Below are 18690 nucleotides of genomic sequence, written 5' to 3' on the forward strand. Positions count from 1 at the left end.
TTACCACTCCTTGTTTAAATTCTCAATCCTGCGTATATCATAAAAGAATTTTAGCATAAGCCCTGCTGTTGTTCTCTGAGCTAATTTTAAAATTACAGAGGTTATTTTATAATATCTAATTTCATCATTCAACTCATTTTTATATTTATAATAGGTTTTTAAAGCTGCATGTGAATTAAAATCAATAAACTGTTTTATAGATACAAAATAGATTCCTCCATCGTAAGCTCTAAAACTCTCTTGATTTTTATATGTTTTTATAACCCACTGTTCAAACTTTCTATGGCTATCTAAAAGTTTAACATTTACATGTTGTGGTACTGTTACATCTTGAATTAAATGACATGCAGCTCCAAGATAAAAATATGCATTATCTTTATTTCCCTTTTTATATTCAGTTAAAGCCATAGCGTAATAAAATGAACATTCCTTTAAAGCATTACTACAGCCATATAGACCTTTTTTTCTATCTGGATTATAAAAGTGATTACTGCTTTTAAAATCTTGGTCAGCCCATACAACTCCTTCATTTATTTTGTCAATATTAAGCCCTATTTCCCTATATACATAATCATGTCCATCATTTTTTAATATTATTAAAGCTTGATTGTTTATAAACTGATGCACCTTACATTCTGTTTTTATTATTTTTTTCTTAATTGGATTTACAGCTTTTAGCATTCCTTTAAAAACTTTAGAATACGATTTTTCTACAATACTCATATCTCATCATCCCTGTGTTTCTTTTTTATTTTTATTTTAAACCTTTTTAAAAGTATTATCCACAATACAATTTATTTTTTTCTTATTTGTAAAATAATTATAACAATTAAAGCTATAACAACTGTTCCAATCAAATATTCCACAGGGATGTAAATTTTACTTACTACTTGAGTTTTTTCCTCAATCCTTTCAACTGAATAGATACATCCGCTTGCCTTATCTAAAATATATAATATACCGTCTTTGGAAAAGGTACACTGTATAGGTTCCTTTATAACATTACTATCCTTGTTTTTTATAAAATCAACCACAGTATTTTGTTTTATATCATAAGCAACTATTTTAGCCTCATTATTTTTTCCACTTTTAAGTGGTATGAATAAATTTCCAACATAACCAAATACATTCTGTCTTGATATATCCATTGAACCTATTCGTCCACTTTCATTAAATGAAATTAGAGGCTTAGGAGGTGTTGTTGTTGGATGCATTTGAGTTATAAATTGTGGCTGAGAAGCATTTTTAGGTTTAAACTTTTTTAAAGTAACTGGTTCTCCACCTTCATAATCTGGCCATCCAAGCCAATCACCCTTCTTTATTTCATAAACATAATCACAGCCATTTTCTATAGGTCTTGAACCTCTGTTTTCCATTCCCTGAACAGACACATAGGCCTTATTATCATGGGTAAAAACAATATTTATTGGATTTCTTATGCCATATGCAAACAGCTCAAGATTTGATGATCCAATATAAACTCTATAAATACTAGCATTACCTGGTGTTTTACCTTTAACTATAGTATCCTTTCCTGTCTGCATATTAAACGGCATAAATGCACCTGTTTGGGCTTTATCATTTTTACCTTCTGTCATTGGATTATTGGATTTAAAATTTATTCCTGATAGTACAACATCGACTGGATAAAAATCATGAACATATGGATTTTCCTTCAGCCAACCTCTTTCATAGTTATCTAATCCAACTATTCCAGAGTTTGTGGCAGAACCTTGACAAATATATAAATATCCATCATATCCTATTTGAATACCATTATTAGAATAATCTCCATAGCTAGGAAGACCTGTTATTATATCTTCTATGTCATTCTTTGTTATTTTTGATATTTTACCTTTATGTGAAACCAATATATAATCTTTATATGTTAAAATAGAAGTTACAGGATAATTTAACCCCTTTGCAATAACTTCATTTTTACCATCTTTATAATATTTACTTATCACTTCATCTTTACCTATCTTTTCTGCAACATATAAATTTCCTGTTGAATCAACAGCAAAGGCTGTAGGTTCGTTAAGTCCCTCAATTTGCTTTTTTATTTTATATCCTTCCTGTATATATACTTTATCAGTTATATCTATATTTTCTTCTCCACCTCTAATAAAAAAATGAATAAATGTAAATCCTATAATCAAAATAGAAACTAAAATGATCAATATTTTATTTTCCTTCATATTATTCCCCCTAAAACATTTTCAACTAAAATATATGAAGGAAAATAAAAAAAAATGCCTTTTCAGGCATTTTAGGTGGAGCTTTTAAAGTTTCATGTTTAAGACCTTACGTTACTAACACACTTTTATTATTTTAGCTAATTTTCGACATCTTGTAAATAGTTTTTTTGATTTTTTTAATAAACAAATTTGAAATAATTCCTTCAGAAATTTTGACAATATTTTTGAAAAATTTCAGTTTTCATGTTATAATAAAAATGCAAAATTGATAATCAGACAGGGGGTAACAAAAATGGTAGATCCAAGAATAACAACTTTAGCCCACAATTTAATAAACTATTCATGTAGACTAAAGGAAGGAGAAAAGGTTCTTATTGAATCAATAGGGCTAGAACTTCCTCTAGTAAAGGAACTTGTTAAAGAGGCTTATAAGGTAGGAGCAATTCCATTTGTAACAATTAAGAACAAATCAGTAGACAGAGCAATCCTAATGGGTGCTACTGAAGAACAAATGAAAATGATGGCTAAATATGAAGCTGCAAGAATGAGCGATATGGATGCGTACATAGGAATTCGTTCAGGTGACAATGCTTCTGAACTTTCTGATGTTCCAGCAGATAAGATGGACCTATATTTTAAATATTTCTGGAAAGAAGTTCATGGAAACATTAGAGTACCAAAAACTAAGTGGGTTGTTTTAAGATATCCATCACCTTCAATGGCTCAACTTGCAAATACAAGCACAGAAGCATTTGAAGATTTCTACTTCAATGTATGTAACCTTGATTATTCAAAAATGTCAAAGGCAATGGATCCACTAGTAGAACTTATGAGCAAAACTGACAAGGTAAGAATAGTAGGACCTGGAACAGACCTTACTTTCTCAATAAAGGGTATACCAGTTGTAAAATGTGATGGAAAGATGAATATTCCAGATGGTGAAGTTTACACAGCTCCAGTTAAGGATTCTGTAAACGGATATATAACATACAACACACCAGCAGAATATCAAGGATTTACTTATGAAAATATTAGACTTGAATTCAAGGATGGAAAGATTGTAAAGGCTACAGCAAATGATACAGAAAGAATAAATAAAGTATTTGATACAGATGAAGGCGCAAGATATATTGGTGAATTTGCTATAGGTGTAAATCCATATATAACAAAGCCAATGAAGGATACTTTATTTGATGAAAAGATTACAGGTTCAATCCACTTTACACCAGGAAGCTCATATGATGATGCTTTCAATGGAAATAAGTCAGCTATACACTGGGATTTAGTATATATTCAAACTCCAGAATACGGTGGAGGAGAAATCTATTTTGATGATGTACTAATTAGAAAAGACGGTAGATTTGTACTTCCAGAACTTGAAGGACTAAATCCAGAAAACTTAAAATAATAAATTAAAGGGACTAGTTTCTAGTCCCTTTTTCATATTCATTAAAAAGGCACCATATTATTATAGTATGTAGAAATTTTATCGGGGTGTAAAATGCGTTCTAAATTTTTTATAAATACATTAATACTAACTTTGTCAAATATATTAACAGGTGCCCTTGCATTTATATTTACTGTTATTTTATCAAGAGAAATAGGTTCTAGAGGAATGGGACTTTATCAATTAGTAGCTCCATTATATACAATGTTTCTATTTTTCACAGGTGGTGGGATAACTGTTTCAATTTCTAAAATAACTGCAGAAAAAAAAGCACTTGGAAAAACGAGAGAGATGTATAATACAATAAAGGCTGCATGTATATTTGAAATTATTTGGTCAATTTTTATTACGACACTACTTATACTACTTTCAGGTTTTGTATCTAAAAATATATTAAACGATGATAGAACTCTCCTTAGCATTTTAAGTTTTTGTCCAGCTCTTATAATAGTATCTATCTCTTCAGTATTTAAAGGAGTTTTTTATGGATATCAAAAAATTTTAGAACCAGCAATAATAGATGTTTTAGAAAAGGCAATAAGAATTTTAAGTATATATGTACTTATCCAAACATTTAAGGGATATGATATAAATGTAAAATCTGCTGCAGCATTCATTTCTTTAAGCTTAGGAGAACTGTCAAGCTTAATATTACTTTATATATGTTATTTAAGGTTTAAACATTCTACTCCTCCTATGGGTAAATCAGACAATAGTCTTCAGCTGCTTTTCAACCTACTTAAGCTATCTATTCCTCTAGCATTAAATGGCATATTATCAACCATGTTTAATTCAATAATTGCAATTTTAATTCCTAAAAGACTCAGTATTGCAGGAATACCTTATGAAGAGGCTATATCTCTACTTGGAAAGCTTCAAGGTATGGCAATGAATATTATTTTCTTTCCTTCTATAATATTATCATCTTTAAGTACAATCTTAATACCATCACTCTCTGAAGGTGTCGCCTTTAAAAACTATAAGATTTTAAACCACAGAATAAACACAACCTTTAAATTTACAATGGTAGTAGCCTTTGCTTCATTGTCAATTTTATTAAATGCTTCAAAGGAAATAGCAATGTTTATATATAAAGATTCATCAGTTGGTAAAATAATTTACTATTTATCCTTTGGAATACCTATTGTATATTTTGAAATAATGAGTTTTTCAATACTTAATGGACTTGGGAAACAATTTAATCTCTTAATCAACTCAATTGTACTTTCTTTGATTGATGTGTTATTGATTTATTTCATAATGCCTATACCTTCCATAAACATATATGGTTACAGCATTAATTTTATCGTTTCTGCATTAGTAGGAATATTTTTAAATATAAAATGTATATTGAATACTCTAGACAACTTTAAATTTGATTTATTTAATATTATAATACTTCCCCTTTTTATTGGAATATTAAACTATATAGTAGGATCAATAATAAAAAATATTATTCCAATACATATGTTTATTTTTATATGTTATATGATATATGGAACTTTATATTTAGTTTTAAGTAAATTAAGCACCTCTAAAAAAATTTAGAGGTGCATTTTTATGTATAAACTTAGAAAATAAGCTAAAAATACTAATAGAAATTTTAAAAGGAGGTGCTTTTATGTACAATCTAACACCAAACATAGGATGGGGATGGTGGCTACTACTACATATAATCGCAATTCCTCTTCTTTTATATTGGGGAGCTTCCATGAGAAGAAATAGAGAATTAGAATAATAGGAAAGGAGAATAGATATGTATACACCAAGAATGGGATGGACTTATTGGATTATTCTTCATCTTATAGCAATACCCCTAACTGTATATATAGGTACATTCTTTAGAAATAGAAATAGAGTAAAAGTTAATAAATAAAAAAGAAGAGCGAGTGCAAGCGGCTCAGCCACTTTTTCTCAACGCGCATCTCGCTCTTCCTATTTTATTTAAATTATACTATACAATATACTTTTTTTCAATTAAAAAATATATACAATTTACATCATTTTTCGATATAATCAATTAATTTTTGAATATCTTCAGGTATATCTGCAGTAATTTCAATTTCTTTTCCTTCTCTTATGGTAGTAAATTTTAATTTATATGCATGTAGTGCCTGTCTATTAATTAAATTACTCTCCCTACCATATAGAGTATCCCCTATAAGAGGATGTCCTATATGGCTAAAATGTACTCTTATCTGATGAGTTTTTCCTGTCTCCAATTTTATTAATACCAAACTCATATCATTAGATGCCTTTAATACTTCATAGTGGGTAACAGCCCTTTGTCCCCCCTCCATAACTTCTCTTTTTATTGATTCTAGAGAAGGCCTATCTATAGGTAAATCAATTGTTCCACTTCCATCAATATATCCTTCAACAACAGCTATATAATATTTATCAATTTCATTTTTATCCATTTTATTAGCCATTTGCTGATGTGCAAATTGACTTTTTGCAATCATAACAAGGCCTGAGGTATCTCTATCTAACCTATTTACCAACCTTACTATTGAGTTTTGATTTGTTTTTATAAAATAATTCATTACAGCATTAGATAAGGTTCCTGTAGGATGACCTTTAGTTGGATGAACAACCATAAAGGGTGGTTTATTAACAATTAATATATCACTGTCTTCATATACTACTTCAATTGGTATATCCTCAGGTAGAATATCTTGACTCTCCTCAGTTGTTAAATCTACTTCAATTTTATCCCCTGCATCTAATGTATAATCCATCTTAACACTTTTACCATTAACTAATATATTTCCTTTTCTAGATAGTTTTTTAATTAATCTCGTAGACAAATCCTTTTCATACTTTAAAAAATTTGATATTTTTACTCCAGCATCTTTTTTGTCAGCAATAAATACCAGTTTGTTCATATTCACTCTCCTTGTATTGTAAATTTTGAATGTGTTATTTCTTCAGCAATCATTATTATATCATTAAAACTCTGTAATTCACCATAAATTTCAATAACTATATTATCCTGTATCCATTTTAAAGATACGTTATTATCAGTTTTTAATAAATATGCATTGATATTACCCAACTTAGCGTTTGGTTTATAATCCATTTTACCAACCCATTCACTTAATATTATTCTTTTATTGTTAACTATATATACTAAAGTCAAACTCGGATTGCTTGAAGGTGGACTTACCGAAATATACATAGGTTTAAAACTTATTGGAAGTTTTGCTTGAAAATTTAAGTATTTTTTCGTTTCCTCTATTAAATCAAAATGTTTTGCCAAATATCCATCATCAATTACTTCTACATTAGGAAGACTTGAAAGCTCAAAAACGTCTTTATCTATACTATCATTAACAATTTCGTATGTAAATTCACTTTTTTCTACTACTTGACCATTAATAAAATATTCTTCTTTTATTGGCAATAAAATTCCATTTATTTCTGTTATCCATATTTTATGCATATAACTATTTTGATCTATATTATTCTTAATGCCTAAAACCTCCATTTTCAAGTTATTTTTTTCCTCATAACCAAAAAACTCATATCTTCCTGAATCAACCACTTCCGAAACCTTTTTAATAATCTCAATTACATAAGGTTCATCTGGTGGAAAAGCTTGTTTCACTCTAATTTTGTTTGTATTATCGTCATAGTAATAGTGTTTTTCATCATTATATATTTCTATAGTTTTTATATCTGTAAAGGTATCAATTCTTAACTTATATGGATAAACAAAATATACATCCTGATGCTTAACAAATTTCCCCTGACTTTCACTAAAGCTCTCTGTAAGAACATGATATTTTATTGACTTTAATTTGTTCACCTCAACCCTGTCCATTTTATAAGTAAATACTAATTGCAGAGCTGTCGTATAATAATTTATATAAGCAATGTAAACAATTAAAGAAACAATAAGCAATTTTATAATTCTATCTTTCATATTATCACCAATTAATTTTTTACTAATATATATGATAAATAAATATAAAATCTGCTTAAAGTTAATTTTTTTGTTGACTAATGACGATAATATATATAATATAAAATGTACTACAACTCATGAGGTGATGTTATGAAGGAAATAGTTATCACAAAAAATGAAGCTGGCCAAAGACTTGATAAATTTTTACGAAAATATTTAAAGGAAATGTCACTAGGTGCTATATATAAATCCATTAGAAAAGGTGAAGTTAAAGTTAATAATCAAAAAAGAAATGAAAAGTACATACTTAATGAAGGAGATATTTTAAATCTTGATATCGAAGTAGAAAGTACAAAAAACAAAGAAACTAAAAAATTTTTAGAGATTGATTATGATTTAAAAGTGGCTTATGAAGATGAAAATATATTAGTTGTTGAAAAAAGACCAGATTTGCTTGTTCATCCAGATGAGGGAAAGGAAATAACCTTAACAGATGAAGTATGGGCATACCTATTTGATAAGGGAGAATATAATCCTGAAAACGAAAAAACATTTGCCCCTTCTCCTTGTAATAGATTAGATAGGAATACAGAAGGTCTAGTTATATTTGCTAAAAACTATGAAGCATTAAGACAAATAAATGAAGCTATAAGACTTGGAGGTATACAGAAAATTTACACAGCACTAGTTAAGGGAAAAATAAAAGAAGGGGAATATAAGGGGTACATAGTTAAAAACGAAAGAAACAATAAAGTAACTATAACAGATAAAAAGATTAAAAATGCAAAAGAAATAATTACAAAGGTTTTAAATGTTGAATCAGTCGGTATTGCATCAGTTATTGAAATAGACCTAGTAACCGGGAGAAGCCATCAAATCAGAGCCCATCTATTACACTTGGGAAATCCTATTGTTGGAGATCCAAAATACGGTAATAGAAAATTCAATAGTTTCTTCTTTAATAAATTTGGTTTAAAGCACCAACTTCTTGTTGCTAATAAAATCATATTTAAAAATGTTGGCGGCAATCTAAAATATCTTGAAGGAAAAGTTATAACAATGAATTTACCTCCAATATTTAAAAAAGTAAAAAACGATCTATTTAAATTTTAAAGGTCTTGGCTTAAGGATTCTTACCTTAAGCCAAGACCTTTTATATCAGCATGAACATCCACTTCTACCATATAGTTGCTCTACTACAAATCTCTTTCCAAAGAAAGAATTTCTGTAATCAATTACAAATCCCTTTGAATATCTTGATAGTTCCTTATCAAACAATACCTTAATTCCCTCAACCTCATAAACATTGTCTGTTTTCTTCTGCTCATCCAGAGCAAGACCATAGCTTGGGCCACCTCATCCAATGCCAGCTATAAATATTCTTACTCCTAATGTTTGATCTTTTCCTTCTAACTTTTTCTTCAACTCTTCAGCAGCTGACTGAGTAATCTTTATTTCCATATTATACACCTCCATTATATACCCCATTATGGTATGCATAGTATATTATATTATCTTTATATTACATTGTAAACATTTTTCTTATATTTTTTAATAATTATTTAAGTTTATAAAAATAATCACCATGAATAGCCTCTAATTATTATTTTTATGAAAGCTATTCATGGTGATAAGTATTTTAAATTTTACCATTTATTATAATGAATCCTACTTGCATCAAATCTATCTACCTCATCTTTATATTCATCTGGATATCCTACTGCAACAATAGAAAATGGAATAATATTTGCAGGTAAATTAAACATCTTTATAAGCTCATTTACCCTTGTTTCATTTGGATATACTCCTATCCACACAGTTCCTAAACCTAGGCTTACTGCTTGCAAGAGCATGTTTTGTGTAGCAGCTGATAAATCTTGAACCCAAAAGCCTTCATATTTTTCCTTTGTCAAGTCACCACAAACTAATATTCCAACAGGTGCTTCCTTCAACATTGCTGCATGAGGATGTGTATTTGCAATATTGTTTAATATATTTCTATCGTCTATAACTATGTAATGCCAAGGCTGTTCATTTCCAGCTGATGGAGCTGCCATAGCTGCACGCAATAATTCGTCGATCTTTTCCTTTTCAACTGGCTTTGATTGATATTTTCTTATACTTCTTCTTTTAAAAATTTCTTGCATAGTATCACTCCTTCCTATAATTTATTTTTTCTCACAAGATTTTTACTATTCGTCGAATACATAAAGTATATACTTCATAAAATCTATTATGTATTAGAAATTATTAGAAGGAGAAGGTATATGGAACTCATTTGGCTTGAAGCAAATGGTTGTTCAGGAAATATCATATCTTTTTTAAACAGTCAAAACCCTTCATTTGGATTTTTAAAACAAAAAATAAATATAACCTTTAGTAATAGCGATATGTACCCATATGGGGAAGCAGCAATGGAAGATTTTTTTAAAACTGTTGAAAATGGAAATTATATTCTTGTTGTTGAAGGTGCAATTGCAACAAGAGAAAATGGAAAATATAACATAATTGGATACTACAATAATCAATATGTTACTGCACTAGAAGCCGTAAAAATAGCATCAGAAAACGCCAAATATATAATATCTGCTGGAACTTGTTCATGTTTTGGAGGTATATCTGCATCAGATCCCAACATATCCGAATCTAAAGCATTAAGCGAAGTCATCCCAAATAAAATGATAATAAAAATGCCTGGATGTCCTGTATCTGGTAATTGGATGGCATCCCTTCTTTTAAGTCTTTTAGAAAATAAGGCTATTGAACTTGATCCACTTGGAAGGCCTATATATCTATATGGTAACACTGTGCATGACTTTTGCGAGAGAAGAACTTTCTTTGAAAGAAATATATTTGCAAAAAAAGTTGGAGATATAGGATGCTATTTAAAAATAGGTTGTGTTGGCCCTTCTACTAAAGCCCCCTGCCCATATACAAAATGGAATGGATATATTAAGTGGCCTATTGGAGTAAATTCACAATGCATAGGCTGTACATCTAAAGACTTTCCAAATTACACACTTTTTAAGGAGGAATGAAATAATATGGAGATAATTTTAAGCCCTATAACTAGAATAAGTGGTTTTTTAACAATAGTACTTGAAATTGATAATAATGTTGTCATAGATGCAAAATGTAAAGGAACCATGTTTCGTGGATTTGAAAAACTTCTAATCAACAGACATCCGCTTGATGCTATTTATTTAACCCAAAGAATATGTGGCATATGTTCCTCAGCTCATAGTATAGCATCAAGCCGTGCATTAGAAGATTGTTCAAAGATTGATATTAGCTTCAATTCTAAACTAGTTAGAAATATAATTCATGGTTTTGATATACTTCAAAATCATATAAGACATTTTTATCTTTTTTCAGTTCCAGACTTTATAAATGTAGAAGGTGAAAAAATAAATAGCAAAGTTCCAAAGGAGTTAGAAAATAAAATAAATGAAAACTATATAAAATCCCTATATTATTCAACACTTGCACATCAGGGTTTAAGTATTTTTGGTGGTAAAGCCCCCCACAACCATGGAATTGTATTTGGAGGTGTAACTTCTAAACTAAATCTTTATGAATTTTCAAAGGCAGTTGAAATTTCAAAGGAACTACTTGAATTTACTAATATTATGATTGATGATTACCAGATAATTGAAAAGTATTACGATGAATATAATAAGTTAGGAGATACAGGAGGAAATTATATAAGCTTTGGTCTATTTGAAGATACACCTGAATTTACTATTTGTAAAAGCGGTGCTTTAATTAATAAAGAACTTTGCAATTTAGATTTAAATAATTTAAAAGAATATGAAGTTCAGGATGACATATCTTTTATAAATGCACCAAGGTATATAGACCTTCCTGTTGAGGTTGGACCACTTGCAAGGCAATCCATAAGAAGTGGGTGGATTAAAAGTTCTACATTAAACAGAATAAAAGCTAGAGTCTATGAAGCTAAACTGATTGCTGAAAGGTTAAATGAAATGCTTAACTTAGTCACAATAAATCAAAATGAAACAAAAACAGATTTTATAGATGGAATTGGAGTAGGTATAACAGATACAATACGTGGAGCATTATATCATAATGTTGAAATAAAGGATAAGAAAATTTATAAATATAACATAATAACACCATCAGCATTTAATCTCTCGCCAACATATAATAATGTTAAGGGCCCATTAGAAAAAGCATTAATAGGAACTTATATAGAAGACATAAATAATCCTATTGAAATAATTAGAATAGTTCATTCCTTTGATCCATGTGTATCCTGTGCGACTCATTTAGTAAGTAAAAATGGGGAATTTTTAAATGAAAACTATTTTATGCATAGGTAATATATTAATGGGTGATGACGGAATAGGTATAATCCTTGGACATCTACTTAAGAAAAAAGGAATTAACTGCATAATTTGTGAAACAGATATATCTTTAATTAATGAAGTAATTAATAATTCTGAACAGCTAATAATTGTAGATGCAGTTAATTTTGATCTAAATCCAGGAGATATTGTTATTTTTAATAATTTTGAATTTTATTCATCTCCAATACTTCAACACGACTTGGTATTCTATAAAAACAAAAAAACAACATTGTTTGGAATACAAGTAAAGGATATTGATTATAGAATAGGTATCTCAAGTGAAATACTAAAAAATTTAAAAGTTTACTTGAACTACATTATAAAACTTTATAATTCAAATTAGTATAAAAGTACTTAAATAAGCGCCTCCTCTTTTGTCCTTTATGATTTTATAAATTCATTTAAAAAAGGCTGTCAGCTAACTGACAGCCTTTATATCCTTGCTTCTAATGTTTTTACAGCCTTTTTAAACTGAGGTATAAACGCAATTACAACACATAATATTAAATCTGGCATGAGGTAAGTTAAATTATATATAAATGAATACACAAATACGTTTTGCCCTTCTGGTGCATAAGAGGCAAAAAATATTACACCCGAAATCACATGGAAAAATAGCCTTCCAAAACCACCTAAAACCATTCCTATTGGTAAACTTTTTTTAGATAGTCCAGCAAGCCCCAATGCTCCAAATGCAAGTGGATAATCTATTAATACTTGAGCCCAATGTACAATATATGGTTCCTGTATAAATTGTAAAACACCATAAACTGCTCCAACTAATATTCCATCTTTAGCACCATAAATATAAGCAAAAATGAATATAGGTATTAAACTCCCTAATGTTATTGATCCACCCTGTGGAAGTTTAAATATTCTAATATAGGATAAAACAAATGATAGGGCTATGCATAGACTTGCTGTAGTTAATTTTTTCGTATCAAATTTCTTTTCCTTTGGGGACTTGTTTAAAATGATTGATACTGCCACCAAAAGGGCTAAAATTGACCATACAATAATTTTTAAATTGAGACCATTAAAAAAATTCATAAAAAAACCTCCTTTTTTACAGACGCAAAAAGGAGTTCTCTTCCGCTTCCCTTCGCTGGCATTACCCAGTTCAGGTTCTAAGGGTCGAAGGCTTGTTTGCCTTCCTCTCAGCCAAAGGCTCCCCTAGCGTCTGCTTTTATTTATTTTACATTAATAATTATACTATTGTGAGTTATAAAATACAACTAAAAATTAGCAAAATAAAAAAATAAATTCATCTTTCCTTTATATCTATTTCTTGTATAGGTGTTGATTTATTTTTAAAAAAGTTTTATAATATATTTGACAATTACATCTGGGTGTGGCGCAGATGGTAGCGCGCAAGAATGGGGTTCTTGAGGTCGCTGGTTCAAGTCCAGTCACCCAGACCAAAAGCCTTGGTAAAATTACCAAGGCTTTTTACATTTTGTGGATAATTTCACATTTCACTTGGGTGGCACTATTTAAACCAAAGTGCAATCTCTCTTTCTGCTGAAGCTTGGCAGTCAGATGCATGAACTAGATTATATGTATCTTTATAAGCAAAATCTCCCCTAATTGTACCAGGAAGTGCATCTTGATATTTTGTAGCACCATTTATATTTCTAACACATTTAATTGCATTTTCACCTTCTAAAATCATTGCAATTACCATACCAGAAGTTAAGTAATTTATTAGATCCTCAAAAAACTCCTTCCCCCTATGTTCTTCATAATGTTTTTCAGCAAGCTCCCTTGTTGGAACTAGAGATTTTAGCTCTTTAATCTTCAACCCCTTCATTTCATATCTCTTTATTATTTCACCAACCAATCCTCTTTCTACTCCATCTGGTTTAATCAACACTAATGTTCTCTCCATTATTTCCCCTCCATTTTAAATATTTATGTGTAATATTTATTAATTTCATGTATAATATTAACGAGGTGATTTTATGCTTAGTTTATATCCTAATGAAAAAATAGAAAATCAACCTGTTGTAGTAAGAAAAATTGATAAAAAGGTAGGACAAAATGATAAAGGATATTATCATCTTCAAATAAGCTATGGAATTAAAAGCTATGATGCAAAAATATGGAACGACAGCCCAGAAATAGGAGATAAAATTAACCCTGGTTGTTTAGCATACATAACAGGTGTGGCAAAGGATTTTAAAGGAACTATTCAAATACATATTAACAAGATAGAAAAGATTGAAAATCCTAGTCAAGACTTAATTAATAAAGTAATTCCATCATGCTATTTAAATTCAGATGAGATGGAAAAAAGCCTATTTGAAATAATAAATACAATCAATAATATACATATAAAACAGTTGTTAAATAATATATTTACTAACGACACAATTAAGAATGCATTTTTTAAAAAAGCAGCAGGAGCAGAAATACATCATGCATATGTAGGAGGACTTGCTCAGCATACACTAGAAGTTGCTAGAATTGTAATTAATTTTACACAAGTTTTTCCATATGTCAACTACGACATAGCTGTTGCATCAGCCTTGTTACACGATATTGGTAAAATAGCAGAGCTTTCTGATTTTCCTGAAAACAAATATACAACTAGAGGAAAACTTATAGGACACATAAATATTGGTGTTGAGATATTGAATAGCTTTATATCTAAAATACCAGACTTCCCAAATCAAATAAAATATGAGATAGAACACTGTATTCTATCTCATCACGGAACCTTAGAAATGGGCTCACCGGTTTTACCAATGACAATTGAAGCAATAGCAGTACATAACGCTGATAAGTCAAGCGCTGAAATAAATGCCTTCCACCTTGCAATAGAAAGAGATACAGGTACAGATGCTTGGACAGATTATAACCCAACCTATAAACGTGCAATAAAAAAATCCATAAATATTTAACTACTATATAATGTAAATTTATTTTTAAAGCCCCATGAATGGACTTTTTCATCATGGGGCTTTATTTTATCAAAATTACTAGTCTAAAACTTTATATTTTCTTTTTCTTCTTTTGACTTTTCTTTTTTACCACCTTCAATCTAAAGAAATCCTCTCTATCTTTTTCCTCTAGGGCATCCTGTATGTATTTTACCATTTCTTCATACTTTGGTATTTGAATATTTTGTAGTGCATTGGCTCTCTTTTGAGTCTTTTTTATTTCCATTGCAAGTTTAAACACTGCATTTTCAACTTCAGCATACTCCATAATTAAATACTTTATCTCAGAAAATTTGCTAAAGGCTATATCCATAGCAGTATTTGTCTGATAAAAGCTGTAGGTTGCTTCCTTTTGTTTTTTTTCATATCTAATTATTGGTACTTCTACTCCCATAACACTTTTAAAAAGCAAATTGAAACATCCATTCTCTGGAACTGTATGGGATATATCCTCAACTGTTGAAACACCCATTGTTATATTTGCCATTCTTAATGCCTCATATGCCTCTTGAAATTTTTTGTTTATTTCTTCTTGTATATCCTTTGCTTTACCAACATACCCCATCATTTCCCTTATAAGCACATTTCTCTTTTGATCTAAAAGTTCATATCCCTTTTTTGAAAACTCTAAAGTAGCCTTTGCACTCATTAGATTTGACTTTGTTGGTGCAATTATCTCCATCTAATCACCCTCTATAATATTCATCGATAAATTTGGGGTTAATTCTATCTAGTTCGTTCTTAGGAAGTATTGATAGTATTTCCCAAGCAATATCTAAGCTTTCTTTAACATCTCTATCTTCATCAAAGGACTGTTTTAAAAATCTATATTCAAATGCATTTCCAAACTCTAAATATTTCTTATCAATCTCTGAAAGTTCATCTTCTCCTATTACTTGAGATAGAGCCTTTACTTCCTGAACCTTAGAATAGGATGAAAAAATTTGATTTGCTACGTCTGGATGATCAGCTCTTGTATATCCTTCTCCAATTCCATCCTTCATAAGTCTTGATAGTGAAGGCAAAATATTAATTGGAGGATAAATATTCCTCTGATATATTTCTCTGCTTAAAACAATCTGACCTTCAGTTATATACCCCGTCAAATCTGGAATAGGATGCGTTATATCGTCGTTAGGCATAGTTAAAATTGGTATTTGTGTAATTGAACCCTTTGATCCTTCGACCATACCTGCCCTTTCATAAAGACTTGCAAGGTCAGAATACAAGTACCCTGGATATCCCTTTCTTCCAGGAACTTCTTCTCTTGCAGCTGATATTTCTCTTAAAGCTTCACAATAACTTGTAATATCTGTCATTATAACTAAAATATGCATATTTTCATAGAAGGCTAAGTATTCTGCTGCAGTAAGTGCACATCTTGGAGTTACTATTCTTTCAACAACTGGATCATCTGCTAAATTCATAAACATAACAACCCTGTCTAAAACCCCAGCATCTTGAAAAGCCTTTATAAAATAATGGGCATCATCATGTTTTATTCCCATAGCAGCAAAAACAACAGCAAATTCCCCTTCTCCTTCAGCAACTCTTGCTTGTTTTACAATTTGTGCTGCTATTTGATTATGAGGTAATCCATTACCTGAAAAAATAGGAAGCTTTTGACCTCTAATTAAAGTTGTTAATGTATCTATTGCTGAAATGCCAGTTTGAATATAATTTCTTGGGTATCTTCTTGCAACTGGATTTATAGGACTTCCATTTACATCTAATTTTATTCCATTAAATATAGGTCCTCCACCATCAATTGGTTCACCTATTCCATTAAAAATCCTTCCCAATATTTCCCTTGACAATTTTATCTCAAGTGGTTTTCCAGTAAATTTTACTGAAATATCCCTTACTGACATACCTGAAGTGTTTTCAAAAACTTGAATAACTGCAATATCTCCATTTAACTGAACAACTTTACCGTGTTTTATTTTATCTTTCAATTTTATTTCTACCATTTCATTATAAGATACACCCTTAACCCCTTCTACAACAATAAGAGGGCCTTCGATTTTTTTTAGGCTTAAATATTCTTTATACATTTTAATCACCCTCATATTCTTTAATTAAATTGGTAAAGTATTCACTTATATCATTAATAAACTTATCAAAACTGTCACCAAAATTATTCGGTATTTCATACTTCATTTTTATAATTTTATAAAAATGATTGCTATTTTTTATAACTGATATAGGTACACCCACTTTAACAGCTTCCTTTGCAAATTTATAAAAACTATAAATAACTTTAAGCATCATGTACTGTTTATTTAAAGGAACAAATGTATCTTCCTTATGATATGCATTCTGTTGTAGATACCCTACCTTTATAAGCTTTGCTATCTCCAAGATTAGTCTTTGTTCATCTGGCAGAACATCTTCTCCAACTAATTTTACAGTTTCTTGAAGCTTACTTTCCTCCTGCAAAACCTTCATCATTTCTGCCCTTAAATTTAACATATCTTCTGCAACGTTTTGCCTATACCATTCTTCAAGTTGTGTAATATATCCGCTATAACTTGAAAGCCAGTTTATTGCAGGGTAATGTCTAGAATATGCAAGTTTTCTATCCAATCCTAAAAAAGCACTAACAAAGCGCTTTGTATTTTGGGTAACAGGCTCTGAAAAATCCCCGCCTGCTGGAGATACAGCGCCAATTATTGTAACTGATGCTTCTTTGTCATTTAACGTTCTAACATATCCTGCTCTTTCATAGAATTCTGCTAATCTTGAAGGTAAGTAGGCAGGGTATCCTTCTTCGGCAGGCATTTCTTCAAGTCTTCCTGAAATTTCTCTTAAAGCCTCTGCCCATCTTGAAGTTGAATCTGCCATAACCGCAACATTATACCCCATATCTCTAAAATATTCTGCTATTGTTATTCCTGTATAAATAGATGCTTCTCTTGCAGCAACCGGCATATTAGATGTATTTGCAATAAGTATTGTTCTATTCATTAATGGAAGATTAGATGATGGATCTATAAGTTTAGGAAAATCCTCCAAAACTTCAGTCATTTCATTTCCTCTTTCACCACATCCTATATACACAATAATGTCTGCATCTGACCATTTAGCTAGCTGATGCTGAGTCATTGTTTTTCCAGTACCAAATCCTCCTGGGATAGCAGCTGTACCTCCCTTTGCAATTGGGAAAAATGTATCTATAACTCTTTGGCCTGTAATAAGAGGCTTTTGAATTGGTAACCTCTCTTTAACAGGCCTTGGAATTCTAACCGGCCATTCTTGGTACATCTTAAGTTCTTGTCCATTATCTAATTTAATAAGTATCGTATCTAAGCTATATTCCCCATCTTCTTTAATCTCTAAAATTTTACCTTCTACATTAGGTGGAACCATTAAATAATGCTTTATTAAAGGTGTCTCTTCAACAATACCAAAAATATCTCCACCCTTTAAATATTCACCCTCTTTTACAGTAAATTTAACATACCATTTTTTCGTTTTATCAATTGTTTCAAGTCCTATACCTTCTTTAATAAAATTACCTGACTTATCAAAAATAATATTTAAGGGTCTCTGTATTCCATCAAATATATTTCCCACAATTCCTGGACCTAAAGTAACCGAAAGAGGCTTTTGAGTTGATATAACATCATCTCCTACTTTCAAGCCTGTTGTATCCTCATAAACCTGTATTGTACCTAAATCTTCATCAATAGAAATTACTTCTCCTATTAATTTCTTTTCTCCGACTGTTACCATTTCCCTCATCTTAAAGTCCTTCATATTTATTGCCTTTACTACAGGACCATTTACATAAATAACTTTACCTTTTGAACCCTCCATTTTC

General features: G+C 30.1%; 18 protein-coding genes, 1 tRNA gene and 1 riboswitch. Of the genes, 8 read left to right on the top strand and 11 right to left on the bottom strand.

Annotated features, from left to right (window positions below; genetic code table 11):
• Together TCEL_RS07500 and TCEL_RS07505 are read right to left on the bottom strand one after the other, a co-directional pair.
• A complete protein-coding gene (locus TCEL_RS07500) occupies positions 1–723 on the bottom strand; it encodes a zinc dependent phospholipase C family protein (RefSeq protein WP_018662774.1) in 723 nt (240 codons plus the stop codon).
• A gap of 71 nt (positions 724–794) precedes the next feature.
• Positions 795–2198, bottom strand: a complete 1404-nt coding sequence (locus TCEL_RS07505) for a PQQ-dependent sugar dehydrogenase (RefSeq protein WP_018662776.1) — start codon at positions 2196–2198, stop codon at positions 795–797.
• Between the two features lie 292 nt (positions 2199–2490).
• Between TCEL_RS07505 and TCEL_RS07510 the strand changes: the two genes are divergently transcribed.
• Both TCEL_RS07510 and spoVB read left to right on the top strand, forming a co-directional pair.
• Entirely contained in the window at positions 2491–3606 is a 1116-nt protein-coding gene (locus tag TCEL_RS07510) for an aminopeptidase (RefSeq protein ID WP_018662777.1), read from the top strand.
• A gap of 93 nt (positions 3607–3699) precedes the next feature.
• Positions 3700–5193, top strand: coding sequence for a stage V sporulation protein B (spoVB, locus tag TCEL_RS07515; protein WP_018662778.1), 1494 nt, complete (start codon positions 3700–3702; stop codon positions 5191–5193).
• 452 nt (positions 5194–5645) lie between these two features.
• On the opposite strand, the gene TCEL_RS07520 is transcribed toward spoVB, so the two are convergent.
• Positions 5646–6533, bottom strand: a complete 888-nt coding sequence (locus TCEL_RS07520) for an RluA family pseudouridine synthase (protein WP_018662785.1) — start codon at positions 6531–6533, stop codon at positions 5646–5648.
• A gap of 2 nt (positions 6534–6535) precedes the next feature.
• Positions 6536–7573: a hypothetical protein gene (locus tag TCEL_RS07525; RefSeq protein ID WP_040683774.1), complete on the bottom strand. Its 1038-nt coding sequence runs from the start codon at positions 7571–7573 to the stop codon at positions 6536–6538.
• Between the two features lie 132 nt (positions 7574–7705).
• Between TCEL_RS07525 and TCEL_RS07530 the strand changes: the two genes are divergently transcribed.
• Positions 7706–8668: an RluA family pseudouridine synthase gene (locus TCEL_RS07530; RefSeq protein ID WP_018662789.1), complete on the top strand. Its 963-nt coding sequence runs from the start codon at positions 7706–7708 to the stop codon at positions 8666–8668.
• 45 nt (positions 8669–8713) lie between these two features.
• Here TCEL_RS07530 and TCEL_RS14290 read toward each other — a convergent pair whose 3' ends face one another.
• Together TCEL_RS14290 and TCEL_RS07535 are read right to left on the bottom strand one after the other, a co-directional pair.
• Positions 8714–9016, bottom strand: a complete 303-nt coding sequence (locus tag TCEL_RS14290; protein ID WP_341348977.1) for an iron-sulfur cluster assembly accessory protein — start codon at positions 9014–9016, stop codon at positions 8714–8716.
• A gap of 185 nt (positions 9017–9201) precedes the next feature.
• A complete protein-coding gene (locus TCEL_RS07535) occupies positions 9202–9702 on the bottom strand; it encodes a nitroreductase family protein (protein WP_018662800.1) in 501 nt (166 codons plus the stop codon).
• A gap of 120 nt (positions 9703–9822) precedes the next feature.
• On the opposite strand from TCEL_RS07535, the gene TCEL_RS07540 reads away from it, so the two are divergent.
• The 3 genes from TCEL_RS07540 to TCEL_RS07550 are packed head-to-tail and all read left to right on the top strand — an operon-like array spanning position 9823 to position 12268.
• On the top strand, positions 9823–10593 hold the full coding sequence (locus TCEL_RS07540; protein WP_018662822.1) for a hydrogenase small subunit: 771 nt from the start codon (positions 9823–9825) through the stop codon (positions 10591–10593).
• 6 nt (positions 10594–10599) lie between these two features.
• Positions 10600–11898, top strand: coding sequence for a nickel-dependent hydrogenase large subunit (locus TCEL_RS07545; protein WP_018662823.1), 1299 nt, complete (start codon positions 10600–10602; stop codon positions 11896–11898).
• Positions 11873–12268 (top strand): hydrogenase maturation protease, encoded by a 396-nt coding sequence (locus TCEL_RS07550; RefSeq protein WP_018662824.1) that lies wholly within the window; start codon positions 11873–11875, stop codon positions 12266–12268. The genes TCEL_RS07545 and TCEL_RS07550 overlap by 26 nt, the downstream gene beginning before the upstream one ends.
• Positions 12269–12357: 89 nt before the next feature.
• On the opposite strand, the gene thiT is transcribed toward TCEL_RS07550, so the two are convergent.
• Positions 12358–12975, bottom strand: coding sequence for an energy-coupled thiamine transporter ThiT (thiT, locus tag TCEL_RS07555; protein ID WP_018662825.1), 618 nt, complete (start codon positions 12973–12975; stop codon positions 12358–12360).
• Positions 12976–13005: 30 nt separating this feature from the next.
• Positions 13006–13110, bottom strand: a riboswitch (TPP riboswitch).
• Positions 13111–13270: 160 nt separating this feature from the next.
• Here thiT and TCEL_RS07560 point away from each other — a divergent pair.
• Positions 13271–13346, top strand: a tRNA-Pro gene (locus tag TCEL_RS07560).
• A gap of 68 nt (positions 13347–13414) precedes the next feature.
• Here TCEL_RS07560 and ndk read toward each other — a convergent pair.
• The gene (gene ndk / locus TCEL_RS07565) at positions 13415–13813 is read right to left on the bottom strand and encodes a nucleoside-diphosphate kinase (RefSeq protein ID WP_018662826.1); all 399 of its coding nucleotides are present in this window, start codon (positions 13811–13813) and stop codon (positions 13415–13417) included.
• Positions 13814–13886: 73 nt separating this feature from the next.
• On the opposite strand from ndk, the gene TCEL_RS07570 reads away from it, so the two are divergent.
• Complete coding sequence (locus TCEL_RS07570; RefSeq protein WP_018662827.1) at positions 13887–14828, top strand: 3'-5' exoribonuclease YhaM family protein; 942 nt, start codon at positions 13887–13889, stop codon at positions 14826–14828.
• Positions 14829–14919: 91 nt separating this feature from the next.
• On the opposite strand, the gene TCEL_RS07575 is transcribed toward TCEL_RS07570, so the two are convergent.
• From TCEL_RS07575 to TCEL_RS07585, 3 genes are read right to left on the bottom strand one after another with little or no spacing between them, the layout of a single operon-like run.
• Positions 14920–15549, bottom strand: a complete 630-nt coding sequence (locus TCEL_RS07575) for a V-type ATP synthase subunit D (protein WP_018662828.1) — start codon at positions 15547–15549, stop codon at positions 14920–14922.
• Between the two features lie 4 nt (positions 15550–15553).
• Complete coding sequence (locus TCEL_RS07580) at positions 15554–16921, bottom strand: V-type ATP synthase subunit B (protein ID WP_018662829.1); 1368 nt, start codon at positions 16919–16921, stop codon at positions 15554–15556.
• Between the two features lies 1 nt (position 16922).
• Positions 16923–18686 carry a V-type ATP synthase subunit A gene (locus TCEL_RS07585; protein WP_018662831.1) on the bottom strand — a complete coding sequence of 588 codons (1764 nt, stop codon included), beginning with the start codon at positions 18684–18686 and terminating at the stop codon, positions 16923–16925.
• Between the last annotated feature and the right edge of the window lie 4 nt (positions 18687–18690).

It is taken from the genome of Thermobrachium celere DSM 8682, assembly GCF_000430995.1.
In the GTDB taxonomy this organism is placed as follows: Bacteria; Bacillota; Clostridia; order Clostridiales; family Caloramatoraceae; genus Thermobrachium; species Thermobrachium celere.